Genomic DNA, 24,973 nt, shown 5'->3' with positions numbered 1-24,973 from the left:
AGGCACCATCGACGCATCGACAAGGAGGCACCCATGTCGCAGAAGGAGCCGGTCACGGACCGCACGGCACCGGTCACCGAGCTGGACGCCCGGTTCAGCAGCCCCGGAGCCGAGGCGCTGCCCTGGTCGCGGGGAGAGGAGCTGCTGACCGCCGCCGAGCTGTTCTGGATCTCGACGGTACGGCCCGACGGGCGCCCGCACGTCACCCCGCTGATCGGGCTCTGGTACGAGGGCGCGCTGCACTTCACGACCGGGGAGCAGGAGCGCAAGGCCCTCAACCTCGCCGCCAACCCGGAGGTCGTCCTCACCACGGGCGCCAACACCTGGGCCGAGGGCACCGACCTCGTGGTGGAGGGCGCGGCGGTCCGGGTCACCGACACGGCCCGGCTGCGGGACCTCGCCAAGGCGTTCGAGGAGAAGTACGGCGCCGTGTGGCACTTCGAGGTGCGCGACGACGCCTACTTCCATGGGGACGGAGGGGCCGCGATGGTGTGCGCGGTGGCGCCCCGGGTGGTCTTCGGCTTCAGCAAGGGCGAGCCATTTGGGCAGACGCGCTGGCGTTTCCGCTGAGGGGACGGGGAGACGTTCATCCGTTCTTTACGCGGGTTGGGGGGTGGCGGCACCAGAGTGGGGCATCTTGGCGTGTGCATGCTCTGTACGGCAACGCACACCCACGCCCCACCCCCGTCCCCCGTCCTTCTCTCCCCTCCCCATCTCCGTCTCCCCACCGGAGGTCCCCGTGTCCGGCAGTTCCGCGTCCGGCAGTTCCGCGTCCGGCAGTTCCCTGTTCAGCGGTGTCGGTTCCACGTTCCGCGGCGCCCGTTCCGCCGTCGTCTCCGCCGTGGCGCTCGTCGCCGCGTCCGTCGGGCTGTGGACGGCGGCGCTCGGCGACACACCGGCCGCGCGGGCCGCGGCCGGTGTCCCCACGCCGGACCACGTCGTCGTCGTGGTGTTCGAGAACCACGCGTACAGCCAGGTCATCGGCTCGTCGAGCGCCCCGTACATCAACTCCCTGAAGACCGGCGGCGCCAACCTCACCCAGGCGTACGCCGAGACGCACCCCAGCCAGCCCAACTATTTCGCCCTGTTCTCCGGCTCGACGCAGGGCATCACGGACGACAGCTGCTACACGCCCGGCTTCAGCTCCGCGCCCAATCTGGCGTCCGAGCTGATCGCGGCCGGCAAGAGCTGGGCCAGCTACAACGAGACGCTGCCGAGCCAGGGTTCGACCACGTGCAGCAGCGGCACGTACGCCCGTAAGCACAACCCGTGGTTCGGTTTCAGCAATGTGCCGACGTCGAGCGCGAAGACGTTCGCCCAGTTCCCCACCGACTTCACGGCGCTGCCGCAGGTCTCCTTCGTGGTGCCGAACCTGTGCAGCGACATGCACGACTGCTCGGTGGCGACCGGTGACACCTGGCTGAAGAACAAGCTCGGCGCCTACGCGACCTGGGCGAAGACCCACAACAGCCTGCTCGTCGTCACCTTCGACGAGGACAACCGGCTCAGCGGCAACCGCATCCCCACGGTGCTGTACGGCCAGCAGGTGACCGCGGGCACGTCGTCGGCGACCACGTACAACCACTACGACCTGCTACGCACCCTGGAGAGCATGCACGGGCTGCCGCACGCGGGCAACGCGGCGACGGCCAAGGACATCACCGGCATCTGGACGTCCTGACGTGTATGTGGCGGACAGCCGCGCCTCGCGCGCGGGGTCCGCGGACGGCTCCGCCCGGGACGCCTCGCGCCCCGGGCGGCGTGCCGCCCTCGCCCCGACGGTGTTCGCGCTCGGCACGGTCAGCCTGATCACCGATGTGTCGTCGGAGATGGTCAGCGCGATCCTGCCGCTGTATCTCGTTGTCGGACTCGGCCTGTCCCCGCTGGGCTTCGGGCTGCTGGACGGCGTCTACAACGGGGTCTCCGCGCTCGTACGGCTCGTCGGCGGGCATCTCGCCGACCGGGGCGACGGCCGCCACAAGACGGTCGCCGTCCTCGGCTACGGCCTGTCCGCCCTCTGCAAACCGCTGCTGCTGCTCGCGCACACCCTGCCGCTGATCGGCGCGGTCCTCGCGGCCGACCGGACCGGCAAGGGGCTGCGGACCGCGCCGCGTGACGCACTGATCTCGCTGTCGAGCGCGCCGGAGGCGCGGGGGCGCGCGTTCGGGGTGCACCGGGCGATGGACACGGCGGGCGCGCTGCTCGGGCCGCTCGCCGCGTTCCTGATCCTGCGGGCGACGGTGGACGGGTACGACGCCGTGTTCATGGTGAGTTTCTGTGTGGCGGCGGTGGGGGTGGTGGTGCTGGTGCTGTTCGTGCCCGGTCGGCGGGCGGTGGCGGTGCCCCGCGCGCCGGAACCGCATCCGGAACCGGAGAAGGCTCCCACTCTCCGTGCCGCGTTCCGACTGCTGCGGGAGCCGGGCGTCCGGCGGATCACGCTGTGCGCGACGCTGCTCGGCCTGGCGACGGTCAGCGATTCGTTCGTCTTCCTGCTGCTCCAGCGGCGGCTCGGCGTACCGGACCGCTGGTTCGCGCTCCTGCCGCTGGGGACGGCCGCCGCGTTCCTGCTGCTCGCGGTGCCACTGGGGTGGGTCGCGGACCGGATCGGGCGGTTGCGGGTGTTCCTCGCGGGGCATGGCGCGCTGCTGGTGGCGTACGGGCTGCTGCTCTGGTCCGGGTCCGGGTCGGGGTCGAGGTCGGGGGTCGTATCCGGGTTCGGGTCGGTGATCGCCGTACTGCTTCTGCACGGTGCCTTCTACGCGGCGACCGACGGGGTGCTGATGGCCGCCGCGTCGGACCAGGTGCCGGCCCGGCTGCGGTCCTCGGGGCTGGCCCTCGTCCAGACGGGGCAGGCGCTGGCGCGGTTCGTGTGCTCGCTGACGTTCGGCGCGGCGTGGACGGCGTGGGGCGACCGGACCGCGCTGACGGGATCGCTGGTGGCGCTGGCGGTGTGCGCGCTGTTCTGTCTGAAGGTGAACCCGTGGAGGGAGCCGGTATGACCGTACGGACCCGGCTGATCGTCCTGCTCTGCGCGCTCGCGCTGCTGGCCGGGGTGGCGACGGTGTCGGTGCTGCGCGCGGCGGACCGCGCGGAGCGGCGGGACCGGGTGGTGCCGGGTGGCCCGACGGTCACGTCGGGCCGGGTCGCGCTGAGCGGCGGTGACGGCGGGCTGCTGGTGTTCCGGAACATGGCGTGGGGCCCGCACCGCGACGAGCTGACGACGGTGCCGGCGGACCGCCCGGACGGCGAACGGACCGCCGGTGGCATCAAGTGCCTGCGCTTCTACGCGGCTTCGGGTACGGGCATCTGTCTCCAGGCGGAGCACGGGCCGGTGCAGGACACGTACCGGGCGGTCGTCCTCGACGCGCGGCTGCGGGTCACGGCCCGCTATGACGTGCCGGGCATCCCGTCGCGGGCGCGGGTGTCGCCGAGCGGCCGGTTCGCGGCGTGGACGGCGTTCGTCGGCGGCGACTCGTACGCGGGCAGCGACTTCTCGACCCGCACGGCGGTGGTGGACCTGCGCACGGGACGGCTGACCCCGTCCCTGGAGGCGTACCGGATCGTCCGGGACGGCCGTACGTACCGAGCCGCCGACGCCAACTTCTGGGGCGTGACCTTCGCACCGGACGACCGCACCTTCTACGCCACGCTGGGCACGGCGGGCCATACCTATCTGGTCCGCGGCGACCTCCAAACCCGCACGGTCACCACCGTCCGAACGAACGTCGAATGCCCGTCCCTCTCACCGGACGGCACCCGAATCGTCTTCAAGAAACGAGTCAAGGACCTCCCACCGGACGCCCCTTGGCACCTGTACACCCTGGACCTCCACACCCTGCGGGAGACGCCCCTGGCAGAACCCCGAAGCGTGGACGACCAGGCCGTCTGGCAGGACGACACGACGGTGACGTATGCCCTGCCGGGCGATTACGGGGCGGACCTGTACACGATCCGGACGGATGGCACGGGCACGCCACACCTGCTCACGAGGTCGGCGGTGTCTCCGACGTACCTGAACTGACCGACGCACTCCACCACCACGGAAACGTCGAGGACGGCAATGAAGTGTGCAGTTAGCATGAACGGGGCCAGAAGCGTCGACGGATAAGGCTTGTATCTTGATCACCACCGGATTAGCGGCAGCGCTACGGAGGCTTCGACGGGGCGGCGGCGAGGTCGGCAGATTCGGTGCCGTGGGCGCGGTCGGCTGGGTGGTGGACACCGCGGTGTTCAACCTGTGCCTGCATGTCGCACATCTGCAGTCGGTGCGTTCCGGACTCATCGCCACCAGCGTGGCGATCGGCACCAATTACATCGGAAACCGTTACTGGACCTACCGCCATCGCGACAAGAGCCGCCGCACCCGCGAGGCTGTCCTCTTCGTTCTTTTCAGCAGCGTCGGCATGGTCATCCAAAACGGCGTACTCGCCCTGTCGCACTACGGCTTCGGATACACATCGACCATGGCCGACAATCTGGCGAAGAACGTCATCGGCCTCGCTCTGGCAACGGCCTTCCGCTTCTGGTCCTACCGCACCTGGGTATTCCGCGCCAAGCCCCTGAGCCGATGTGAGCTGCGTACCGCCGAGCGCACCCTGGAAAATACGAGTTCGGGCAGGAACGCGGTTGGCGAGAGCTGATTCGAACCAGAGGAGTGACGTGTTGTGGGGCGCCGGGAGAAGGAACTCGACCCTGCTGAAGGGCCGGTTCAGCATCTGGCCCACGAACTGCGGCAGTTGAGGGATGCGGCGGGCAGCCCTACATATCGCGAGCTGGCCCACCGGGCCGGATATTCGGCGCCCACTCTTTCCGAGGCGGCTGCGGGCCGCAGACTTCCGTCGCTGTCCGTCACGTTGGCCTACGTCCGTGCCTGCGGTGGTGACGAAGAGGAATGGGCTCAGCGCTGGCATGCGGCGGCAGATTCCCCCGCGCGGCAGAATGCTCACGCCGATGACGACGCGTCTCCGTACCGGGGACTTTCTCGCTACGGCACGAGCGATCGACACCTCTTCTTCGGACGCCAACCGGAAGTCGAGCGTCTGGCACATATGATCGGCGAGCACCGCTTCGCCGCCCTTGTCGGCGCTTCGGGCAGCGGCAAGTCGTCGCTACTGCGAGCAGGTCTGGTCACCGAACTCCACGACGGAACCCATGAATTCCAGGGGGGACCAGGGGACGTTCACATCTGCACTCCCGGGCCGGATCCGGTGGCTGCCCTGCGTCCCCTTCTTGCTCTGCCTGGCCAGGGCGGCAGGGACACGGTCCTGCTGGTGGACCAGTTCGAGGAACTCTTCACGCTCTGCCAGGATCCGCAGGAGCGTCGCGAGTTCATCGAACTGCTGCTGACCGCGCGGGACGAGACGAGCCACCTGCGTGCCCTCATCGCGGTCCGAGCCGATTTCTACGGGCTCTGCGCCGACCATCAGGCCCTGGCCGAGGCGATGAGCAAGGCTCATCTGCTCCTCTCGCCGATGGCGCCGCAGCGGTTGCGCGAGGCGATCGTCGGGCCGGCGCGGCAGGCCGGACTCCTCGTGGAGCGCGCGGTGACCGACCAGATCCTCGGCGAGGTGACGGACGAGCCCGGTGGACTGCCGTTGATGTCGCACACCCTGCTTGAAGTGTGGCGTCGCCGCACCGGCCGGCGCCTGACCCTGGCGGCCTACGAGGCGATCGGCGGTGTCCGAGGGGCGATTGCCCATACCGCCGAGAGTGTGTTCGCCGGCCTCGGCCCGGAGCAGGCGGACACCGCTCGCGCCATGCTGCTCAGGCTGGTCTCTCCGGGAGATGGCGCTCCGGACACGCGTCGCCCGGTCTCCCTGGCGGAGCTACAGGCCGACGAGGTGCGGGCCGAGGTCCTGGAACGGCTCGCCTCGGCGCGCCTGTTGACGATCCATGACGACAGCGTCGAGCTGGCACATGAGGCCCTGATCGCCGAATGGCCGCGGCTGAATCGATGGGTGGACGAAGAGCGTGAGCGGCTGCACCTGCACCGCCGGCTGACCGAGGCGGCTCGTACCTGGCAGGCGCTCGGTGAGGACCCGGGTGCGTTGTACCGGGGAATACTCCTGAGCGCTGCGCGCGCGGAGTTCACGACAGCCGGGGATCAGCCGTCCACAGCGCTCAACGCTGTCGAAGCGCGGTTCCTCACGGCCGGCATCGCGGAGCAGGACCGTGCAGCCGCGGAAGCAGCGCGCACGGCTCGCCGCATACAGCTGCTGATGACCTTGCTCGCGGTGCTTGTGGCGAGCGGCCTCACCATCTGGCTGATGTGGTTCGTCAACCGCGAGCACCCGTGAGGCAACGGGTTGTCGGCTCCCGCTCGACTGCGATCTTGTAGCAGCCGCAAACATCGCCGCGCGCTCGCCCGCTCCAAGCGGAACGGTCCTGTCATTTGGCCAACCATGATCCGGAATTCTTCAATCCAGAATGCGTGAAGGGACGGTAGAGGTCCTGGCAGCACGTGTGCCGCACGGATCACTGACGTGGTCGTGAGGTACTGCCGATTCCGGCCATCGGCGCCATCGATCGTTGACGCGGCCTCGACTTTACCCTTGTATTACCTACGACAAGAAAGGGCCGCGCGACTACTCGCCTTCCGGTGAGGTTTTCACGTTGTGCCGTTGCGCGGTCATTGACCACGTCAATCGGAAACGGGAGAAACAAATGCGCAGAGCAATCATCGCCGGTGTCAGCTCGGTCGCACTCGCCGGTGCGGCACTATTAGGCGCTTCGCCGACGGCAACCGCCGGCGAGACGGGCACCCAGGCCACCTACTTCTGGCTCTTCCAGCACGACAACTACGGTGGCAGCAGTAAGAACTTCTCCGGTGACGACACCTACCTCAACAACACCTACTGGAACGGCACGAGCAACCTGGTCGACAACGGCGCCAGCTCGATGAAGAACCAGACCAGCAGCGACGTTGTGCTGTGGCAGAACAACGGCTGTTCAGGCGACCAGTACTTCGCGAATCCCAACTCGTCCGACTCGGACTTCAGCAACAACGGCTTCGACAACAGGGCCAGTTGCGTGGACTTCCGCTAGCACGACGCTTGCCTTGGGTGGTGCCGGCGCTCTTCCCGGCACCACCCATCCCCGCGAGAACGCCTGCCGGATCACGCGCGAGGTAGTCGATGAAAATGAGTTACGCGGCCCTGCCTGTTGCACTTCTCGTATTGGCGACGGGTTGCTCACCCGAGACCTCCACCCGTACCGGAGGACAACCGGCTGAGGCGCCGGACCCGACCGACCAAGTGCTCGCACTCGTTTTGCCGTTCGACAAGTATGAGCCGACCCAACAGGAATCCTACAGAGCAGCGAAGGCCCGCGACTTCCTCATCGAGGAGTGCATGGAGAAGCGAGGCCATGAATGGGAGATCCTGCGTTACCCCACACACGTGGACGAGATGAAGAACCGCCGCAGGTACGGTGTGATCGAGATTCAGGTGGCACGAGAATTCGGCTATCACGCGAACTCGGCGATCCTGTCCGGTGAAACCGATGTCCCCCGGCAGCGCGACGAGCGGGACAAGCGTCTGGACGCCGACGGAATACAGGCGGCCTACAACGAGAAGAGCGGCTGCGGGTACAAGGCGAATGACGTACTGGTACCTGCTGAAGCAGGCGTCGACCACGACCTGTTCAACCGCTTGAGTTCATCCCTCCTGACCAAAGCGAAGAAGGACACGAAAGTTGTGCAAGTCACCCGTAATTGGGCGAAGTGCATGCGTGAGCGCGGATACGCCTACAAGACGCCCGACGAGGCGATAGGCGACCCCCGCTGGTGGAAGAGGAAGTCGGACAAGCCCACATCCGACGAGAGAGAGGTAGCTGTCGCCGATGTTCAGTGCAAGAGCCAGGTGAGCCTGGTCGACACGCTGTTCACGACGGAGTCCGGAATCCAGGCGCAGGCGATCAAGCAGCACCACGCCTACTTCAGCAAGCTCTCGGCGGCACAGACCAAGTACCTCGCCCGTATCAATGAGGTGATCGAGGCCAAGGGCACACCGTAGAACCCTCTCGTCAGCAATACCCGTCGCGTGCGTGCACCTCGATGCGGGCGGTCCGCAGCTCCCGGCCGCCGCACGGCGTGAACCACTGCTCCAGCAGGCGCTGCTTGGCCTTCTCCCCCTCGGACGACTCCTCCCTCTCACGCACCGGCTCACGCAGCACGACAACGCGTGACACACGCGACATGCGCTGCCGCATCACGGCAGGAGACACCTCAGTGCCGTAGAGGTTGCGCGCGTCTCGTGGCGAGGCGGCCAGGGTCAGGTCGACGAGCCCGAGCGATGCGGGTGTCCGCTGCACCATCCACACGCGTCGGCTGCTGGGGAGGAAGAGCACTCCGTCGCCGGGTCCGGCCATCTGTTCCACCACCCGGGAAATGGCCGTGACATCGTCGGTACGGCTGGCCGGGCTCCGTAAATGCGTCGCGAGCGGTGCCTCCACGGCCAGGACGGCAGCGGCCACCACGGCAAGGACCATTCCTCGGCGACGGTGCAGAAGCCGCCACAGCGTTTCGAGCGCCGCACCCGCCAGTAAGGCCAGGCCGGCCTGGGCGTACAGCACGTACCGATCGACATAGAGGGGCTTCACCACGGACACCAGCAGCAGGAGTCCGGGCGGAACGACCAGCAGAGGCAGGGCGAGGGTCGGCAGGCTGAGGGACGCCTGCCGCACGCCGGGCCCACGGGCGCTGAACCGGGTCACCAGCGCCGCGCACCCGACTCCGGCAACGGCCAGCAGCGCGAGCCCCGCCACATCACCCGTGAGGGACAACTCGATCCAGGCGATCTGCTGCGACTGCCGCATGCTCAACCACACCAGCGGCGAAGCGATCGCGGCGGCACAGCAAGCGACGGCAGCCCATGCTCTCGCCACTGTCCACGGCACGCGGGCGGCAAGCAGCGTCGCACCATGCGCGGCCAAGGCCAGTACGGCGAATTCGTGCAGGAGGATCGACAGCGCGACCAGCACCCCGTAACCCGCCCACGTGGCAGGGCGGGGACGCGTACAGCCCTTCAACAGGACCCAGGAAGACGCGACCACCAGCGCTGTCACGAGGGCGTAGGAACGGCCCTCCTGCGCGTAGCGCTGCACTGCGGGCAGAAGGGCGAAGACGACACCCGCCACCAACCCGGCCCTGGGGCCCGCCAGTCGGCGCCCCAGGGCGGCGACGCCGGACGCGGCGCACGCCATGGCGATGGCGGACGGCAGCCGGAGGGCGACGACTCCGCCCTCCCACAGGCTGAACACGCCGTGCATCAGGAGGTAGTACAGACCGTGCACGGCGTCGTTGTTGCCCAGCGTCGCCCACAGGACGGGCAGCGGCCGATGGGCCATGTCGTACGTGACGGCCTCGTCCATCCACATCGAACCCTGCCGCCGGATCCCCCAGAGCCCACCGGACAGAGTCAGCAGAAACGGGATGAGGAGGTCCAGCCGCCGTGCGACGCGGCCACGGGGACGCGGCGCGGTCCAGCGGACGGCCGGGGGCGATCCGAAGACGGGGCGGATTGACTGCGAGACAGAGATGGCGAACCGGCTTTCATCGACGTCAGGTCGTTGCCGACCCGACGCAACCAGCCCGTTCGTTGATGGTCACCCCGGTCCCGAACCACCAATCAATTCCTGGCGGGGGCGACGGCACTGTGCCTGGGGATACGTGCGCCCCTTAAAACGTGCACCTGTGCAACCTGCGCCTCTCGGCCTCGGCCGCCCGGCTATGCTGCCCGCACCGTTCACGGCACGGGGAGGCGCTCGGCGCTCGGCGTTCGGCGGGACCAGGGGGGCACGTGGCTGAGCTGATATTTCCCGGGCTCGGGATATCCGGCTACCGCAGCTTCGGTGCGGGTATGCAGTACAGCGGGAAAATGGGTGCGGTCACCCTGCTTGCCGGGCAGAACAACACCGGGAAGTCCAATTTTCTGCGGTTCTTGAAGAAGGCGGCGTCGGGGAAGGTCGAGCTGGGTCGGCTGGACCATCCTCAGCAGGAGCCTTCCACTCCGTGCCGTTACTCCCGGGCGTTCTACCCCGGAAAGCTCCTCAACGGCCTCAACAAGCATCAGCGGTCGGCCAAGTCCGCGCTTGCGGACGTCCTCGCTCACCCCTCCCTGCAAAGGCAGGACGACCAGCTCATCTGGCTCGACCTCGATACGGAAGGCCAGCTTCACGACCCGCAGTTCGATGACATCATCGGCGCCTTCGGTGACTTGTCGGGCTTGGCCAAGGCGGTGGCCGGAATACACGCCGAAGGGTCCCCGTCGCAGGCCGGGCGGAGGAATGCGCGGACCATTTTCGAGGCGATACTGCACCCCCGCGACCTGCACATCCCCGTGGCCACCATCGAATCCTTCCGCCAGATCCAGCCGATCGCCCCTGGCATGACGGTGGAGGGCTCGCACGAAGGGTTCGGGCTGCTGGAGCGGCTACAGCGGCTGCAAAACCCTAGCGCGGAGCGGTACGCGGAGGACTCGGCGAGGTTCGCGGCCGTCAATCACTTCCTGCGGAACGTCCTCGATGACGATTCGGCCGAGTTGGAAGTTCAGCACGATGCCACCACGCTGAACGTTCATCACGCCGGGAAGATGCTCCCCCTCGATCATCTCGGCACCGGAATTCACCAGGTGGTCATTCTCGCCGTCGCCGCGACCGTGCTCGAACACACCGTGGTCTGCATCGAGGAGCCGGAAGTGCACCTTCATCCGGTTCTCCAGCGTAAATTCATCAGGTATCTGGCGAACGAGACCACCAATCAGTACGTCATCGCCACCCACTCCGCCCACCTGCTCGACTACCAGCGGGCTTCGGTCATTCACGTCCGGCATGACGGGGAACACACACGGCTCAGCCCCGCCATGAACCCGGCGGCTCTCTCCACCATCTGCTCGGATCTCGGCTATCGCCCCTCCGACCTTCTCCAGACCAACGCCGTCATCTGGGTCGAAGGACCCTCCGACCGCATCTACCTCAAGCACTGGATCGAACGGACCGAAAAGGATCTGATCGAGGGCATCCACTACTCGATCATGTTCTACGGCGGCGGGCTGCTGAATCAGCTGACGTCGACCGACGAGGAAGTCACCGACTTCATCAAGCTGCGCCGGCTGAACCGGCACCTCGCCATCGTCATCGACAGCGACCGCACCCGGGCCGACATGCCGATCAACGCGACCAAACAGCGGATGCGGGACGAGTTCGACACCGATCCGGCGGCGCAGGGATTCGCCTGGATCACTGACGGATACACCATCGAGAACTATGTCCCGCCCGCGATTCTGCGCGCCGCCGTCGCCGAGGTCCATCCGAAGGCCGCGCCCCTGGCGTGGGACGGAGAGCAGTGGGAGAACCCGCTCAGTCTCCGGAGCGTGACCTCCGGAAACCCCACCCCACCCGACAAGAACAAGATCGCCCGCAAGGTGTGCGAGAAATGGACCGACCCGCCGGCGCCCCGGAGCCACCTCGACACGATGGTGCGTGAATGCGTCGATTTCATCAGGGACGCCAACACGGGCGCGGACCGCGAATTCTGAACAGAGGAACCGACGAAACTCCGCCGCCCCTACAGCACCGGCAAATTCTTCCGCAGCTCGAACGCCGTGACCTCCGAGCGGTACTCCTCCCACTCCTGCTTCTTGTTGCGCAGGAAGAAGTCGTAGACGTGCTCGCCCAGCGTCTCGGCCACCAGTTCGCTGCGCTCCATCAGCGTGATCGCCTCGCCGAGGTTCTGCGGGAGGGGTTCGATGCCCATGGCGCGGCGTTCGGCGTCGGTGAGGGCCCAGACGTCGTCGTCGGCGCCCGGCGGCAGCTCGTAACCCTCCTCGATGCCCTTGAGTCCGGCGGCGAGCAGGACCGCGTACGCCAGGTACGGGTTCGCGCCCGCGTCGATGGAGCGGACCTCGACCCGGGCCGAGCCGGTCTTGCCGGGCTTGTACATCGGGACGCGGATCAGCGCGGAGCGGTTGTTGTGGCCCCAGCAGATGTACGAGGGTGCCTCGCCGCCGGCGCCCGCCGTGCGCTCCGAGCCGCCCCAGATCCGCTTGTAGGAGTTCACCCACTGGTTGGTGACCGCCGAGATCTCCGCCGCGTGCTTCAGCAGGCCCGCGATGAAGGAGCGGCCGACCTTGGACAGCTGGTACTCGGCGCCGGACTCGTAGAAGGCGTTCCGGTCGCCCTCGAAGAGGGAGAGATGGGTGTGCATGCCCGAGCCGGGGTGCTCCGAGAACGGCTTCGGCATGAACGTGGCCTGCACGCCCTGCTCCAGCGCGACCTGCTTCATGACCAGTCGGAACGTCATGATGTTGTCGGCCGTGGAGAGCGCGTCGGCGTACCGGAGATCGATCTCCTGCTGGCCGGGGGCGCCCTCGTGGTGCGAGAACTCGACCGAGATGCCCATCGACTCCAGCATGGTGATGGCCTGGCGGCGGAAGTCCATGCCGACGTTCTGCGGGGTGTGGTCGAAGTAGCCGGAGTTGTCGGCGGGGGTGGGGCGTGAGCCGTCGAGCGGCTTGTCCTTGAGCAGGAAGAACTCGATCTCGGGGTGGGTGTAGAAGGTGAACCCGAGGTCGGAGGTCTTGGCGAGGGCCCGCTTCAGTACGTACCGCGGGTCGGCGAAGGACGGGGAGCCGTCCGGCATGAGGATGTCGCAGAACATGCGGGCCGTGCCGGGGGCCTCGGCGCGCCAGGGCAGGACCTGGAAGGTGCCCGGGTCCGGCTTGGCGATCATGTCGGATTCGTACACGCGGGCGAATCCCTCGATGGCGGAGCCGTCGAAGCCGATGCCTTCGTCGAACGCCTGCTCAAGCTCGGCGGGGGCGACCGCGACGGACTTCAGGAAGCCCAGCACATCCGTGAACCACAGGCGTACGAACCGGATGTCGCGCTCCTCCAGGGTGCGGAGCACGAATTCCTGCTGCTTATCCATTGTCGACTTCCACCCATCCTTGCTGGTCAGGCCGCGTGCTCCGCTGCCGCGAGGGCAGAGCGGGGCTCATGAGCATCCCACCACACCGTTTCGGGCGCGTTGCGGACCTCGGTCTGAACGTCCCCGGTCCTGTGGATGTACCTCTGCTCACTGCCCATACTGCCTGCTGACCCGGGGTTCTGTAATGGCCGGGGCGGCCGGGGCGGCCATACGGAATGGCCGGGGGCCGTGTGGCGGGACGCCCCCCTGTCCCCATTACCATCAGCGGGCCCGCTCGTCCCTTTCCGCAGAAGGACACACCATGGGTTCCGCCAAGAACACGCCGACGCCGTCCCGCAAGGCGCGGATAGAGGAGATGCGCCGCGCCGAGCGCTCCCGCGACCGCCGCAACCGCGGCCTGGTGATCACCGGGAGCGTGATCGTCGTCGCGGCCCTGGTCGCCGGCGGCGCCTATCTCTTCTCCCAGAACTCCGGCGACGACGACAAGGCGTCGACCCAGGCGGACTCCAAGAGCGCCGGTACGGCGACCGTGGACAAGGACGGCGTCTCGTCGTGGGACGCGAAGAAGCTGGGCCGCACCCATGTCACCAAGACGGTCACGTACCCGATGACGCCCCCGGTCGGCGGTGACCACAACCAGGCGTGGATGAACTGCAACGGCGACGTCTACGAGAAGGCGATCCCGGACATGAACGCCGTGCACTCGCTGGAGCACGGCGCGGTCTGGGTGACGTACAACGACAAGGCGCCGGAGGCGGACGTGCAGAAGCTGGCGGAGAAGGTGAAGAAGACCCCGTACACGCTGATGAGCCCGGTGCAGGGGCAGAAGGACCCGATCATGCTCACCGCGTGGGGCAAGCAGCGGACCGTGACGGCGGCCGACGACCCGAACGTGGACGCGTTCTTCTCGGCGTACGTGCAGGGTTCGCAGACGCCCGAGCCGGGTGCGGCGTGCACCAACGGTCTGTCGCAGTGAGGCGGCGCGCGGGCCTGATCGCGGGGGCGGTCGCACTGGTGGCGCTCGCCGCGGGCGGTGGCTTCACCGTCGCGTCGGCGAAGGGCACGGACGCGCCGCGCACCCCGGCCGCGGACTCCGCCGACGCGGGCTTCGCGCGGGACATGGCCGTCCATCACCAGCAGGCCGTCGAGATGTCGTACATCGTCCGGGACCGCACCGAGGACGAGGACGTGCGCAGGCTCGCGTACGACATCGCGCAGACGCAGGCCAACCAGCGCGGGATGCTGCTCGGCTGGCTGGATCTGTGGGCGCTGCCGAAGGTGTCGTCCGACGGGCCGATGGCGTGGATGGGGATGGCGGGCATGCCGCCCGGTGAGGACGGCGCGCTGATGCCGGGCATGGCCACCGACGCGCAGTTGGACGAGTTGCGGAAGGCGAGCGGCAAGCAGGCCGAGGTGCGGTATCTCCAGTTGATGACGGCTCATCACAAGGGCGGCATCCATATGGCGCAGGGCTGTGCTTCGGCGTGCGAGGTGGGCGCCGAGAAGCGGCTCGCACAGGGCATGGTGGACGCGCAGCAGTCCGAGATCGACCTGATGGCGGATCTGTTGAAGGCGCGGGGCGCGAAGGCGGAGTGAGCGGCCTGGCAGGCGTACGGGCGCTCAATTCCGTTGCCTGGCAGGCGCCCTGACCATGCGCTGACGCTTCCTTGGCGCCTTCTTGGAACTCCCGTTCCCCTGGCATGAACGGTTCATCGCGAGAGTGATCTCTTACGTGTGCGCACCACCTGCCACACGCGACGAACCGCATCCCTGGGGGTTCCATGAGATCCGGCACGAGATCGGGCACGAGATCCAACCGAGCCGCACTGCGCGCCGGTCTGAGCCTGGCGGCGACCCTGCCGCTGCTCGCCGGAGCGCTCGCCCTCGGCACGACGGCGCACGCGGACCCGGACCCGGGCGCCCGGCAGGCGCTCCAGGGCACCAAGCCGGTGTGGGCCACCGGCTCCGCCGACCAGGGCGCCGCGGCGAGCGGCGGCAAGGTCACCGCCCGCGTGTATCTGGCGGGCCGGGACGCGGCGGGTCTGACGGCGTACGCGCGGGCCGTGTCCGACCCGGACTCGCCCTCGTACGGCGACTTCCTCACCGCCGCGCAGGCGCAGAAACGCTTCGGCGCGACCGGGCGGCAGGTCGCCGACGTCACGAAGTGGCTGAAGGGCGCCGGGCTGACGGTCACGGGCACGACCCGGCACTACATCTCCGTCACGGGCGATGTCGCCGCCGCCGAGCAGGCGTTCGGCACCCGGCTGCACACCTACCGCAAGGACGGCCGCAGTTACCGCGCGCCCGCGTCGATCGCGTCCGCCCCGGCATCCCTCGACGGCGCCGTCCTGACCGTCACCGGTCTGGACACCGCCCCGCACAAGGCGCGCCACCAGGACGAACTGCCGCCGCCGGACGCGGTGTTCCGCAACGCCGGGCCGTTCTCGTCGTACTTCGGCTCGAAGACCGCGTCGTCGCTGCCGAGCGCCTACGGGGCGAAGGTGCCGTACGCGATCAAGGGGTACACCGGGAAGCAGTTGCGGGCCGCGTACGGCGCGGGCAAGCAGACCGGCAAGGGGGTGCGGGTCGCGATCACCGACGCGTACGCCTCGCCGACGATCGCGGAGGACGCGGCACGGTACGCGCAGCGCAACGGCGACCCCGGCTACGGGCGCGGTCAGCTCAAGCAGGTACTGCCCGCCGCGTACACGCGGACCGAGGAGTGCGGGGCGGCCGGCTGGTACGGCGAGGAGACCCTCGACGTGGAGGCCGTGCACGCGCTCGCGCCCGCCGCCGACATCACGTACGTCGGCGCCGCGTCCTGCTACGACGACGATCTCCTCGACTCGCTCGGCAAGATCGTGGACGGGCACCTCGCGGACATCGTGTCCAACTCGTGGGGCGACATCGAGGCCAACGAGACGCCGGACATCGCCGCCGCCTACGACCAGGTGTTCAAGCTGGGCGCGATCGAGGGCATCGGGTTCTACTTCTCCTCGGGCGACGACGGTGACGAGGTCGCCAGTACGGGGACCAAGCAGGTCGACACGCCCGCCAACTCGGCGTGGGTGACGGCGGTCGGCGGTACCTCGCTCGCGGTCGGCAAGCGCGACACGTACCAGTGGGAGACCGGCTGGGGCACCCTCAAGGCCAATCTGTCCGCGAACGGCAGGAGCTGGTCGGACTTCCCCGGCGCCTACACCTCCGGCGCGGGCGGCGGCACCAGCGGGACCGTGGGCCAGCCGTACTACCAGCGCGGGGTGGTCCCGGACGCGCTCGCCAAGGCGAACGGCGGCGGTCGGCGGATGCGGACGGTCCCCGACATCGCGGCCGTCGCCGACCCCAACACGGGCTTCCTGGTCGGCCAGACGCAGACCTTCCCCGACGGGTCGCAGAAGTACAGCGAGTACCGCATCGGCGGCACCTCGCTGGCCGCGCCGGTGCTCGCGGGCGTGCAGGCGCTCGCGCAGCAGGCACGCGGCGGGCGCGCACTCGGCTTCGCCAACCCGGCGATCTACGACCGCTACGGCTCGGCGCAGTACCACGACGTGACGGACCACCCGCTGGGCAGGAACCGTGATCTCGCGGTGGCCCGCGTCGACTTCGCCAACGGCGTCGACGCGGCGGACGGGCTGCTCACCTCGGTACGCAGCCTCGGCAAGGACAGTTCGCTGAAGGCCGTGCGCGGCTACGACGTGGTGACGGGCGTCGGCTCCCCGGCGCCGGGTTATGTGACGTCGTACCGCCGCTGATGCCGTATCGCCGCTGATCGCCTGCCGCCGCTGTTCCGCGGCCCTGTACCGGCGCCCGTCCCCCTGTCCCGTGGGGGGCGGGCGCCGTCCTTGTGTGAGATCGGCGGGCGGGGTCATCCGGTGGCGAGGATCGCGTCGGCGACGTCCCGGGGGCGGTCCAGCATCACCATGTGTCCCGAGGGGGACGAGATCCAGTACGCGGCGTCCAGTTCGGCGGCGAGTGCGCGCTGCCGGGTCAGCCAGCGGGCGGCGCTCCAGCCGCCGGGGTCGGCGGCGAGGACGGTCACGGGCAGCCCCGGGGGCAGCGGGTCCGTGCGGCGGAGGGCGGCGAGGTCGGTGGCCTGGTCGTGGTAGCGCGCGTTCTCGGCGATGACCGTACGGAACACGCGGCCGGTCCCGTACACGGCCCGTACCAGCGCGTCCGGGGCCGGGTCGCCGCCCCCGTGGCGGGAGGCCCGTACGGCCGTGCGGCGCAGGGCGGGGCCGAGGGCACGGGGCACGCCCGCGCGGGCCAGCGCCGTGCCGCACGCGCGCGTGCAGGCGTCCCGGACCGCCGCAGCCCTGCGGGCGCGGGGCCGCTCCTCGATGCTGGTGTCGACCAGGACGAGTCCCGCCACGCGCGCGGGGTGGCGCCGGGCGAAGGCTTCGCAGTGGAACCCGGCGAGCGAGTGCCCCACGAGGGTCGCGGGTCCGTCGAGTCCGAGGGCGTCCAGGAGCTGCCCGATGCGTTCGGCCTCGCCCTGGAGGGTGGGCATCCCGCGCGCGGGCGCGCTGAGTCCGAGGCCCGGCCGGTCGAACCGGACAACGGTGCGGTGCGGCGCGAGCAGCGGCACCACCGGGTCCCAGTCGAACCAGCAGAGGCCGAGCCCCGCGCTGAGCACGCACACGGGTCCGCTGCCGTCGGTCTCGACGTGGTGGGGCACGCCCCCGATCCGTACGAAGGTCATGGGGCAAGCATCACGGATCGGCCGTCACGGATCCGTCATCACGGCTCCGTCAGGGCGCGGTGAGCAGGGAGCGCGGTCGGCGGGCGAGCGCGGCGGCCAGGACGAGCAGCCACGCGGCCAGGAACGCCACCTGGAGCCGCTGGGCGATCCCCAGGCCCCATCCGTCGTGCCCGGCGCCGAAGGCCGCGACGGCGGTCAGGGTCCAGACGGTCGCGGCGAGTTCGGCCGCCGCCAGGCAGGTGGCCGCGTGGCCGAGCGGGCCCGCTCCGCTCATGCGCAGCGCGACGGTCAGCGCGACGACGGCGACGAGGGCTCCGCACATCGCGGTGGAGCTGGTGACCAGGTGGGCGGTGTGCGTACCGGGGACCAGGCCCGCCCGCTCACGGTCGGCGCACACGGCGTCGGCGGTGGGCGCGCAGCTCAGCGGCAACCGTGAGTCCGCGACGGTGGCGAGCCCGTAGAGCGTGAGCCCCGACCAGCCCGCCGCGCCCCACCGCGCGCGGGGCCACGGCAGCCGGGGCCGCCATCGCAGCCCGCCGACGGCGGCGGCGCCGACCAGGAGCCCGGCGACGAGGTCCATGGTCCGGAAGAGGGTGCCGTACGGCTGGTTCGCGGCGGCCAGTTCGCTGACGTACGCGCGCGTGGGTGACAGTCCGGTCGGCAGGAGCGCCTCCAGGGTCCACGCGCTGTAGGCGAGGGCGCCGAGGGCGAGGAGGAGGGCGAGGGCGGGGGCGGGGACACGGGGCGGAGGCGGGGACGGCGGGCGTACGGCGGGGGCGCGCGGCACGGTCGTCGGCCCTGCTCCGTCCGCTCCGCCCTCGGTCGCCATGCGGCCATGATGTGTCGGCAGGGGCGGTCACGCACGTCACCACGCGCCGGGAGGGGCGCCGGGTGGGCTGGGCCACACCGCTCCCCCGGGACATCGCGTCGCTCTGACGATTACACTGGGCGGCGTGCCTCAACTACGTCTCGCCCTGAACCAGATCGACTCGACCGTCGGCGATCTCGCCGGGAACGCGGACGCGATCGTCCGCTGGACCCGGCACTCCGCCGAGCAGGGGGCGCATCTCGTGGCGTTCCCCGAGATGGTGCTGACCGGGTATCCCGTGGAGGACCTGGCGCTGCGTTCGTCGTTCGTCGAGGCGTCCCGGGCCGCGCTGCACGCGCTGGCGGGCCGTCTGGCCGACGAGGGCTTCGGCGGCCTCCCGGTGATCCTCGGCTATCTCGACCGCAGCGAGTCGGCGCGGCCCGCGTTCGGGCGTCCGGCCGGGGCACCGCAGAACGCGGCGGCAGTGCTGTACGAGGGCCGGGTGGCCCTCACCTTCGCCAAGCACCACCTGCCGAACTACGGGGTCTTCGACGAGTTCCGCTACTTCGTGCCGGGCGACACGCTCCCCGTCGTACGGGTGCGGGGTGTGGACGTGGCCCTCGCGATCTGCGAGGACCTGTGGCAGGACGGCGGCCGGGTGCCCGCCGCGCGCACCGCGGGTGCCGGGCTGCTGATCTCGGTCAACGCCTCGCCGTACGAGCAGAACAAGGACGACTCCCGGCTGGAACTGGTCCGCAAGCGGGCGCAGGAGGCCGGGTGCACGATCGCCTATGTCGCGATGACGGGCGGCCAGGACGAGCTGGTCTTCGACGGCGACTCGATCGTGGTGGACCGGGACGGCGAGGTGGTGGCGCGGGCGCCGCAGTTCGCGGAGGGCTGTGTCGTCCTGGACCTGGAGCTGCCGGCCGCCGCCGCCGAGCCGCCGTCGGGCACCGTGGACGACGGTCTGCGCATCGACCACGTCACGCTGTCCGCCGAGCCGCTGCCCGCGTACGGGGCCGAGCTGAGCGGGGGGTACGCCGACCGGCTCGGCGACGACGAGGAGGTGTACTCGGCGCTCGTGGTCGGGCTGCGGGCGTATGTCGCGAAAAACGGTTTCCGCTCGGTCCTGATCGGCCTCTCCGGCGGTATCGACTCGGCGCTGGTGGCGGCCCTGGCGTGCGATGCGCTGGGCGCGGAGCACGTGTACGGGGTCTCGATGCCGTCGAAGTACTCCTCCGGCCACTCCAAGGACGACGCGGCCGACCTCGCGGCACGCACCGGGCTGCATCTGCGTACGGTGCCGATCGAGCCGATGTTCGACGCGTACATGGGTTCCCTCGGGCTGACGGGCCTCGCGGAGGAGAACCTTCAGTCCCGGCTCCGGGGCACCATGCTGATGGCGATCTCCAACCAGGAGGGCCACATCGTCCTGGCGCCGGGCAACAAGTCCGAGCTGGCGGTGGGGTATTCGACGCTGTACGGGGACTCGGTGGGCGCGTACGGGCCCATCAAGGACGTGTACAAGACGTCGGTCTTCCGCCTGGCGGAGTGGCGCAACAGGGCTGCGGCGGAGCGGGGCCAGACCCCGCCCATCCCCCCGAACTCGATCACGAAGCCGCCCAGCGCGGAGCTGCGCCCGGACCAGGTCGACACGGACTCGCTGCCGGACTATCCGGTCCTGGACGGGATCCTCGCGCGGTACGTCGACCGGGACGAGGGCGCCGACACGATCGTCGCGGCGGGCTACGACCACGAGTTGGTCACCCGGGTCCTCCGGATGGTCGACACGGCGGAGTACAAGCGCCGCCAGTACCCCCCGGGCACCAAGATCTCCCCCAAGGGCTTCGGCAAGGACCGCCGCCTCCCGATCACGAGCGCATGGCGAGAAACGGTGTGACTGCCGCCGGCTGACCGGAATCAACCCGGGGGGGACTGCCGTCGGCTGAGCGGAATCAACCCGGGGGCTCCGCCCCCGACCCCCGGGACGGCCGGCTCGGCACCGCCGGCTTCCGCCGTGGGACTGCTCGCCGTCGCGGCGGAAATGGGTGGCCGGACACTTCCGGCACGACTGCCCCGGCGGGGCCCGGATACCAGGACACGCAAGACGTGATCACCAGCGAATCCGAGCTGTTGCGGGCGCTGTACGCCTACACCGCGATGGCGGCCCGGCTGATGGCGGGGACGGTGAGCCGCTTCCGCATGGTGGTCCACACCATCGTTACGGGGCACCTCATCGGGCACTACGAATGGGCGCGGAGCCCTGAGGCCGGTCGACTGGTGCCCGCCGTCGAACCGTGGACCTGTTGGGGTACGGACGTCGTCGCCGCATGAGTGAACGACGGTTCCTAGTGGGGCACAAGGAGAGGGCCGACGCGTTCGCGGCAGCGCACCGCCTCGCCGCTGTACTCGTACGCGCAGGCATCACAGATAGGTACGGCGTGAGCGTGCACCGGATCGCCGGGACTCGTAACGCGTGGGGTGTGTACCTGACCGACCGCATGCCCAAGCTGGAGCCGACCGAAGGGATGGTGCTCCGGGCGCCCGTTCGTTGCACGTCCCGACTCCGGGCGGCGTGAGCAAAGCCCCGCTGTACTTCCCGATGTGGGGGTACGGCGGGGCTTTCGTCTTGTGGGAATCGGTGCGCAAATCGGAGTATTCAGACTATGTCGAACTCTCCGGCCTTGACGCCTGCCACGAAGGAAGCGAACGTGCTGGCGGGAAATTCGAGAACCGGGCCACTCGGGTTCTTCGAGTCACGGACGGGGGCCATGCCGTGAGAGACGATCAGGTCGGCGGTGACCTCAATGCACTGGCCACCGTTGGCGCTGTAGGAGGACTTGAACCAGCGGAGTGTCACAGGATGCCCTTTCTTACCTGACTGATCATGGCTACGGACTCTGTCTGCGAGAGTGCCTCAGCCTCTAGCTGATGGTAGGCCGTGAAAAGAGGCCGGACCAACCGCGTATCACGCTCTAGGCGCCCGGAGTGCGCGGACTCCGCGTAGGCCATGCAAGACCCGTCAGGAAGCGTGACCAAGGTAACGGGCGTGTAGAAGGACCGGCGTTCCCCCAACTCGAACGGGGCGAGTTGTACAACGGTGTTAGGCATGTCCGCGACTTCCAGAAGCCGCCCCAACTGCTGCGCTAGGACGCGGGGTCCGCCTACAAGCTGCCTGATGCAGCTTTCATCCAGCACGACGTACATCTGCGGGGGCGGTGTCCGCGCAATCGACGCTTGTCGGCGAGCCAGGAGCGCAAGTCGTTCGTCTGCTTGCTCCTGCGTGATCGCGCCGCGTCGTACGGCACCCCTCGTGATGGCTGCGGCGTACTCCGGTGTCTGAAGCAAGCCGGGAACGATCCCCAGTTCGAACAGGCGGATCTCTGAGGCCATGGCCTCATATCTGACGAACTCAGGGAAGCCGTCGAGTATCGCCGATTCCCGGACGGCCGCCCCCTGCCGAGCTAGTGCTTCGCCAGTACCGAACGCCCTGTCGGAACGTGCAGTGAATCGGGAAGTTGGATTTCGTGCCCCAGTTTCCACGCCCGAAATATGCGAAGCGGAGTATCCGGTACGACCTGCCAAGTCATCCTGAGTCCATCCGCGCTCCTCTCGCAGCCTGCGTAGACGCTCTCCGAAGGCTGCGCGGGGCCCCTCGGCAGGGTCAAGCTCTTTGCGGTTGGTCACCCTGTACCCAACTTTCATTCAACTAGGGGGATGTTGAAGGTTCCTTGAGACTAGGTCACGCTGAACCTCCCGGTAGTGGATTCACTACAGAGAGGAGTGATCTGTGTCTGGCGATGGGCTTCCAGTCGAGCGGTATGAATCTCTCCAAGTCCCTCCCCCCGGCACGCTCTTGGTTGACGCGCACGAACGGGTCGGGGAGTTCCGCGGTGAGTGGTGCGGTCGGTGGTCCCTGCGTCCCGTATTAGGTGGTACCGAGTGGACCGTTGCCCCCGAGGACGCCCGGCAGCCGACTCCTGATGAGCGCTTGCGGGCCAAGACTGCCCGTGCGAACGCGCGAAGCCGGGGCGAGTACCTGTGACCGGCGTGACTCGCCGCGTATTCCGCTACGTCCGATGGACGTTACGACCCGACCAGGACGACGACGCCCCGCCCCTCACGTACGCCTTCCGCTGCCTCACCCTCACCGACGACGACACCGAATGCGACGCCAAGTCGCCCACCAGCACCGACCCCACCAAACCCCTGACCTGGGCGTTCGCCCACCTCCGCGACCACGCCGACCACACCAGCTACGCCGAAGTCATCGAACGGCCCTGGGTGATGTGGCGCGAGGGGACCGTATGAACCGCGCACCCGATCCGGAGGGCTACTGGTCCGAAGTGCGTGCCGAAGGACCGGTGTACGGCACCAGCGAAGCCGCGCAGTACGTCTTGGGCACCTTCCAGACCATCTCCCCGATACTCGCGCTCCGTTGGCTCCAGGGCGAAGCCCTGCGGATCGCGGACCGCCTCGACCCCGACCCCACCCACTCCCCGTGGGTGCAACCCGCCATGCGCACAGCGATCGTCCCCGTGCCCGACTGCCCCACGGACTTACGTGTGTGGGCCGAAGACCCGGAGGAGCAGCGGGCCGCCCGCGACCACATCAAGGCCGGGCACCCCCTGTTCGTCAAGGTCCCGGATGCGGACTGTACGTACACCCTCTGTGTCTGGCCGGTCCGGCTGCCCGCCGGCGAGCCCGAACCGGGGTTGCCCGAGCCGATACGGCAACGAATCGGTGGTCTCTCGCATCCCCTGTACGTGCTCGCGAAGAACCCGTGGCGCGTCCCCGGAATTCATCCCTGAGACTCCGCCCCCTGCCCCGACTGGATCGCTTCCCCAAACGTGATCACTCGCAGGGGGCGGGCACTACCCCCGTCGGCTGTCTGCGTGACGGTCGGCAGCCGACCGGGCCCACCCCATACCAACCAACGGAGAACGGTGCAATGAGCAAGGCGAAGAACACGGTTGCGGCTGCCGCGGCAGCCATCAAACGGGACACGAAGAAGAACCCGAAGCCCCGCCCCGACCAGACACAAGGAGCGTTGGCGGACCGGCACGTACGCAACCACACCCCGGAAATCCTGTACGGAGCCCCGGAAGACGACGAGTAACCGCCCTGCCGGACACGACAGTCCACGCCCTCAAGACCCCCCGAGGAGAAGAAATGCCGACCGCCGAACTCCCCGACGACGACACCGAGACCGAGACCGTCGAACCGATCAACCCGGACGACGACGAGCAGCAGTACGACACCGCCGCAGCGCTCGGCGGATACCTGCTGCTCGTCGCATAGCCACAGCCGACCCAACCCGAGGTACGCAACGTAAGGAGTGCAGTAAATGACCACTGTCGAACTTCCCAGCGCGGACCGCGTGGCCGAGCGCGCACGGGAGATCCTGACGGCTCTTGAGGCCGATCCGGAGTTCCCCGCGTTCAAGGCCGCGAGCCTCCGCTACAACGAGGACTGGACGTGCTTTTCCGGCGGACCGGTCATCAGCGAGTACGACCAGGCCGCCGACGCTGCACCGCTGTTCATCGAGGGTCTGCGGGCGCTCTGTCTCAAGGCCGCCGTGTTCGAGGCGACCGGCGACGAGCGCGCGGCGGAAATCCCTGTCGCCGTGCCCGTGGACGAGATGACGCACGCGATGATTGCTCAGCCGCAGATCCTCGCCCGGATCACGGCTCGGGTGGGCGCGCAGATCATCCACCAGACCGACCAGGAGCACACCGACTGGACGCGGGACGACTACACCCACCAGGCGTACCGCGCCGCGTGGGGCGAGCCGCCCTCCCGGTACTGGATCACGCACGACGAGGTAACCCGCCGGCTCGGCATCCTGCGCGAGAGGTACGAGGCAGCGGGGTTCCGCCGTATGGGGCTCGCGCACAACATCACCTTCGGGCCCGTTGCCGTATAGCGGCTACCCGAGGGCTCGCCGCATCACGGTGAGCGGGTCCAACTCGGGGAAGCGCTGCCGAACTTGCTGCTGTGCCTGAGAGATCAGGTCATCGAGCAGCACCGGTGCAGCGTTCCACAGCACATCGCGTAGGTACGGCACCACTTCGGAAGGGTCGGGCGGCAGGTCCAGTTCGACCACCAACGGGGCGCCCTCGCTCTTGTATCGGCCCGCAGGGAGCCCGACCTTTTCGGGGTGGACGCAAACCGGCGTGCCATCGGGCGCGTAGCGGTGCCCGTCCTCGGGATTGAACGGGCATTCTCTCGTCGGTCGTTGCCACACATCGAAACCCCCGACAGGCAACCGGCGGGAAGGGCAGATACCGCACGCACGGTGGTGTACATCGCCGTTCACGAAGGGCTCGGGCATGACCGGAGCCTAGCTTTTTGCCAGCACCACAGACGCCCGTTCCGGACCGCACCACCCCCTTCACGGGGACGAGCGCCGGACCGGGTTGCGAAACCCGTTGCGGGGCCGCTGGGCGTGTTCAGCAACGGATGAGGTACCGACCCACGGTGCGCACCGTGCAAGGTTCCGCCTGCCCCGTCCGTGTGCTGCCTCCGGAGCACACGGACG

26 protein-coding genes are annotated in these 24,973 nt (G+C 68.9%); 19 read left to right on the top strand and 7 right to left on the bottom strand.

Annotation, left to right across the window (positions count from 1 at the left end):
• The first annotated feature begins 33 nt into the window (after positions 1 to 33).
• From ACIQNU_RS05740 to ACIQNU_RS05705, 8 genes are all read left to right on the top strand, one after another.
• Positions 34 to 570, top strand: a complete 537-nt coding sequence (locus tag ACIQNU_RS05740) for a pyridoxamine 5'-phosphate oxidase family protein (RefSeq protein ID WP_401361241.1) — start codon at positions 34 to 36, stop codon at positions 568 to 570.
• A gap of 214 nt (positions 571 to 784) precedes the next feature.
• On the top strand, positions 785 to 1,681 hold the full coding sequence (locus ACIQNU_RS05735; RefSeq protein WP_401362479.1) for an alkaline phosphatase family protein: 897 nt from the start codon (positions 785 to 787) through the stop codon (positions 1,679 to 1,681).
• A 1-nt stretch (position 1,682) separates the two neighbouring features.
• The gene (locus ACIQNU_RS05730) at positions 1,683 to 2,999 is read left to right on the top strand and encodes an MFS transporter (protein WP_401361239.1); all 1,317 of its coding nucleotides are present in this window, start codon (positions 1,683 to 1,685) and stop codon (positions 2,997 to 2,999) included.
• The gene (locus ACIQNU_RS05725; protein WP_401361237.1) at positions 2,996 to 4,021 is read left to right on the top strand and encodes a TolB-like translocation protein; all 1,026 of its coding nucleotides are present in this window, start codon (positions 2,996 to 2,998) and stop codon (positions 4,019 to 4,021) included. Before ACIQNU_RS05730 ends, ACIQNU_RS05725 begins: the two co-directional genes overlap by 4 nt.
• Positions 4,022 to 4,118: 97 nt before the next feature.
• Positions 4,119 to 4,640 carry a GtrA family protein gene (locus ACIQNU_RS05720; RefSeq protein WP_401361235.1) on the top strand — a complete coding sequence of 174 codons (522 nt, stop codon included), beginning with the start codon at positions 4,119 to 4,121 and terminating at the stop codon, positions 4,638 to 4,640.
• Between the two features lie 24 nt (positions 4,641 to 4,664).
• A complete protein-coding gene (locus tag ACIQNU_RS05715; protein WP_401361233.1) occupies positions 4,665 to 6,296 on the top strand; it encodes a helix-turn-helix domain-containing protein in 1,632 nt (543 codons plus the stop codon).
• Between the two features lie 367 nt (positions 6,297 to 6,663).
• A complete protein-coding gene (locus ACIQNU_RS05710; protein WP_401361230.1) occupies positions 6,664 to 7,044 on the top strand; it encodes a peptidase inhibitor family I36 protein in 381 nt (126 codons plus the stop codon).
• A gap of 95 nt (positions 7,045 to 7,139) precedes the next feature.
• Positions 7,140 to 8,012: a hypothetical protein gene (locus ACIQNU_RS05705; protein WP_401361228.1), complete on the top strand. Its 873-nt coding sequence runs from the start codon at positions 7,140 to 7,142 to the stop codon at positions 8,010 to 8,012.
• A 10-nt stretch (positions 8,013 to 8,022) separates the two neighbouring features.
• Here ACIQNU_RS05705 and ACIQNU_RS05700 read toward each other — a convergent pair whose 3' ends face one another.
• A complete protein-coding gene (locus ACIQNU_RS05700) occupies positions 8,023 to 9,369 on the bottom strand; it encodes a glycosyltransferase family 39 protein (RefSeq protein ID WP_401361226.1) in 1,347 nt (448 codons plus the stop codon).
• Between the two features lie 314 nt (positions 9,370 to 9,683).
• Between ACIQNU_RS05700 and ACIQNU_RS05695 the strand changes: the two genes are divergently transcribed.
• On the top strand, positions 9,684 to 11,534 hold the full coding sequence (locus tag ACIQNU_RS05695) for an AAA family ATPase (RefSeq protein WP_401361224.1): 1,851 nt from the start codon (positions 9,684 to 9,686) through the stop codon (positions 11,532 to 11,534).
• A 29-nt stretch (positions 11,535 to 11,563) separates the two neighbouring features.
• Here the strand turns inward: ACIQNU_RS05695 and ACIQNU_RS05690 are convergent, their stop codons facing one another.
• Positions 11,564 to 12,925 carry a glutamine synthetase family protein gene (locus tag ACIQNU_RS05690; RefSeq protein ID WP_401361222.1) on the bottom strand — a complete coding sequence of 454 codons (1,362 nt, stop codon included), beginning with the start codon at positions 12,923 to 12,925 and terminating at the stop codon, positions 11,564 to 11,566.
• A 301-nt stretch (positions 12,926 to 13,226) separates the two neighbouring features.
• On the opposite strand from ACIQNU_RS05690, the gene ACIQNU_RS05685 reads away from it, so the two are divergent.
• The 3 genes from ACIQNU_RS05685 to ACIQNU_RS05675 all read left to right on the top strand — a co-directional run bounded on the left by ACIQNU_RS05685 (position 13,227) and on the right by ACIQNU_RS05675 (position 16,677).
• A complete protein-coding gene (locus ACIQNU_RS05685; protein WP_401361220.1) occupies positions 13,227 to 13,901 on the top strand; it encodes a DUF3105 domain-containing protein in 675 nt (224 codons plus the stop codon).
• The gene (locus ACIQNU_RS05680; protein ID WP_401361218.1) at positions 13,898 to 14,521 is read left to right on the top strand and encodes a DUF305 domain-containing protein; all 624 of its coding nucleotides are present in this window, start codon (positions 13,898 to 13,900) and stop codon (positions 14,519 to 14,521) included. The genes ACIQNU_RS05685 and ACIQNU_RS05680 overlap by 4 nt, the downstream gene beginning before the upstream one ends.
• 185 nt (positions 14,522 to 14,706) lie before the next feature.
• Positions 14,707 to 16,677: a protease pro-enzyme activation domain-containing protein gene (locus tag ACIQNU_RS05675; protein WP_401361216.1), complete on the top strand. Its 1,971-nt coding sequence runs from the start codon at positions 14,707 to 14,709 to the stop codon at positions 16,675 to 16,677.
• Positions 16,678 to 16,790: 113 nt separating this feature from the next.
• Here ACIQNU_RS05675 and ACIQNU_RS05670 read toward each other — a convergent pair whose 3' ends face one another.
• Together ACIQNU_RS05670 and ACIQNU_RS05665 are read right to left on the bottom strand one after the other, a co-directional pair.
• Positions 16,791 to 17,624 (bottom strand): alpha/beta fold hydrolase, encoded by an 834-nt coding sequence (locus tag ACIQNU_RS05670; RefSeq protein ID WP_401361214.1) that lies wholly within the window; start codon positions 17,622 to 17,624, stop codon positions 16,791 to 16,793.
• A 49-nt stretch (positions 17,625 to 17,673) separates the two neighbouring features.
• On the bottom strand, positions 17,674 to 18,453 hold the full coding sequence (locus ACIQNU_RS05665; RefSeq protein ID WP_401361212.1) for a DUF998 domain-containing protein: 780 nt from the start codon (positions 18,451 to 18,453) through the stop codon (positions 17,674 to 17,676).
• A gap of 124 nt (positions 18,454 to 18,577) precedes the next feature.
• Here ACIQNU_RS05665 and ACIQNU_RS05660 point away from each other — a divergent pair, with 124 nt between their 5' ends.
• Together ACIQNU_RS05660 and ACIQNU_RS05655 are read left to right on the top strand one after the other, a co-directional pair.
• Positions 18,578 to 20,332 (top strand): NAD+ synthase, encoded by a 1,755-nt coding sequence (locus tag ACIQNU_RS05660; protein ID WP_401361210.1) that lies wholly within the window; start codon positions 18,578 to 18,580, stop codon positions 20,330 to 20,332.
• A 209-nt stretch (positions 20,333 to 20,541) separates the two neighbouring features.
• Positions 20,542 to 20,766 carry a hypothetical protein gene (locus ACIQNU_RS05655; RefSeq protein WP_401361208.1) on the top strand — a complete coding sequence of 75 codons (225 nt, stop codon included), beginning with the start codon at positions 20,542 to 20,544 and terminating at the stop codon, positions 20,764 to 20,766.
• Between the two features lie 325 nt (positions 20,767 to 21,091).
• On the opposite strand, the gene ACIQNU_RS05650 is transcribed toward ACIQNU_RS05655, so the two are convergent.
• Both ACIQNU_RS05650 and ACIQNU_RS05645 read right to left on the bottom strand, forming a co-directional pair.
• Positions 21,092 to 21,292, bottom strand: a complete 201-nt coding sequence (locus ACIQNU_RS05650) for a DUF397 domain-containing protein (RefSeq protein ID WP_401361206.1) — start codon at positions 21,290 to 21,292, stop codon at positions 21,092 to 21,094.
• Positions 21,289 to 22,119: a helix-turn-helix domain-containing protein gene (locus tag ACIQNU_RS05645; protein WP_401361204.1), complete on the bottom strand. Its 831-nt coding sequence runs from the start codon at positions 22,117 to 22,119 to the stop codon at positions 21,289 to 21,291. The genes ACIQNU_RS05650 and ACIQNU_RS05645 overlap by 4 nt, the downstream gene beginning before the upstream one ends.
• Positions 22,120 to 22,482: 363 nt before the next feature.
• Here ACIQNU_RS05645 and ACIQNU_RS05640 point away from each other — a divergent pair, with 363 nt between their 5' ends.
• From ACIQNU_RS05640 to ACIQNU_RS05620, 5 genes are all read left to right on the top strand, one after another.
• Positions 22,483 to 22,743, top strand: a complete 261-nt coding sequence (locus ACIQNU_RS05640; protein WP_401361202.1) for a hypothetical protein — start codon at positions 22,483 to 22,485, stop codon at positions 22,741 to 22,743.
• Positions 22,740 to 23,243 (top strand): hypothetical protein, encoded by a 504-nt coding sequence (locus ACIQNU_RS05635; protein ID WP_401361200.1) that lies wholly within the window; start codon positions 22,740 to 22,742, stop codon positions 23,241 to 23,243. Before ACIQNU_RS05640 ends, ACIQNU_RS05635 begins: the two co-directional genes overlap by 4 nt.
• A gap of 140 nt (positions 23,244 to 23,383) precedes the next feature.
• Positions 23,384 to 23,551, top strand: coding sequence for a hypothetical protein (locus ACIQNU_RS05630; RefSeq protein WP_401361198.1), 168 nt, complete (start codon positions 23,384 to 23,386; stop codon positions 23,549 to 23,551).
• Between the two features lie 53 nt (positions 23,552 to 23,604).
• On the top strand, positions 23,605 to 23,733 hold the full coding sequence (locus ACIQNU_RS05625; protein WP_401361196.1) for a hypothetical protein: 129 nt from the start codon (positions 23,605 to 23,607) through the stop codon (positions 23,731 to 23,733).
• Between the two features lie 46 nt (positions 23,734 to 23,779).
• Positions 23,780 to 24,358 carry a hypothetical protein gene (locus tag ACIQNU_RS05620; protein WP_401361194.1) on the top strand — a complete coding sequence of 193 codons (579 nt, stop codon included), beginning with the start codon at positions 23,780 to 23,782 and terminating at the stop codon, positions 24,356 to 24,358.
• Between the two features lie 3 nt (positions 24,359 to 24,361).
• Here the strand turns inward: ACIQNU_RS05620 and ACIQNU_RS05615 are convergent, their stop codons facing one another.
• Positions 24,362 to 24,766, bottom strand: a complete 405-nt coding sequence (locus ACIQNU_RS05615) for a hypothetical protein (RefSeq protein ID WP_401361192.1) — start codon at positions 24,764 to 24,766, stop codon at positions 24,362 to 24,364.
• Between the last annotated feature and the right edge of the window lie 207 nt (positions 24,767 to 24,973).

This window comes from Streptomyces sp. NPDC091292 (genome assembly GCF_044757265.1).
Taxonomy (GTDB): Bacteria; Actinomycetota; Actinomycetes; order Streptomycetales; family Streptomycetaceae; genus Streptomyces.
This window is presented reverse-complemented; position numbering and strand designations above follow the sequence as displayed.

Coding starts and splice junctions, on each gene's coding strand:
- ACIQNU_RS05740 (WP_401361241.1), top strand. CDS start 34: ATGTCGCAGAAGGAGCCGGTCACGGACCGCACGGCACCGGTCACCGAG.
- ACIQNU_RS05725 (WP_401361237.1), top strand. CDS start 2,996: ATGACCGTACGGACCCGGCTGATCGTCCTGCTCTGCGCGCTCGCGCTG.
- ACIQNU_RS05710 (WP_401361230.1), top strand. CDS start 6,664: ATGCGCAGAGCAATCATCGCCGGTGTCAGCTCGGTCGCACTCGCCGGT.
- ACIQNU_RS05705 (WP_401361228.1), top strand. CDS start 7,140: ATGAGTTACGCGGCCCTGCCTGTTGCACTTCTCGTATTGGCGACGGGT.
- ACIQNU_RS05700 (WP_401361226.1), bottom strand. CDS start 9,369: ATGGACGAGGCCGTCACGTACGACATGGCCCATCGGCCGCTGCCCGTC.
- ACIQNU_RS05690 (WP_401361222.1), bottom strand. CDS start 12,925: ATGGATAAGCAGCAGGAATTCGTGCTCCGCACCCTGGAGGAGCGCGAC.
- ACIQNU_RS05685 (WP_401361220.1), top strand. CDS start 13,227: ATGGGTTCCGCCAAGAACACGCCGACGCCGTCCCGCAAGGCGCGGATA.
- ACIQNU_RS05675 (WP_401361216.1), top strand. CDS start 14,707: ATGAGATCCGGCACGAGATCGGGCACGAGATCCAACCGAGCCGCACTG.
- ACIQNU_RS05670 (WP_401361214.1), bottom strand. CDS start 17,624: ATGACCTTCGTACGGATCGGGGGCGTGCCCCACCACGTCGAGACCGAC.
- ACIQNU_RS05665 (WP_401361212.1), bottom strand. CDS start 18,453: ATGGCGACCGAGGGCGGAGCGGACGGAGCAGGGCCGACGACCGTGCCG.
- ACIQNU_RS05635 (WP_401361200.1), top strand. CDS start 22,740: ATGAACCGCGCACCCGATCCGGAGGGCTACTGGTCCGAAGTGCGTGCC.
- ACIQNU_RS05630 (WP_401361198.1), top strand. CDS start 23,384: ATGAGCAAGGCGAAGAACACGGTTGCGGCTGCCGCGGCAGCCATCAAA.
- ACIQNU_RS05625 (WP_401361196.1), top strand. CDS start 23,605: ATGCCGACCGCCGAACTCCCCGACGACGACACCGAGACCGAGACCGTC.
- ACIQNU_RS05620 (WP_401361194.1), top strand. CDS start 23,780: ATGACCACTGTCGAACTTCCCAGCGCGGACCGCGTGGCCGAGCGCGCA.
- ACIQNU_RS05615 (WP_401361192.1), bottom strand. CDS start 24,766: ATGCCCGAGCCCTTCGTGAACGGCGATGTACACCACCGTGCGTGCGGT.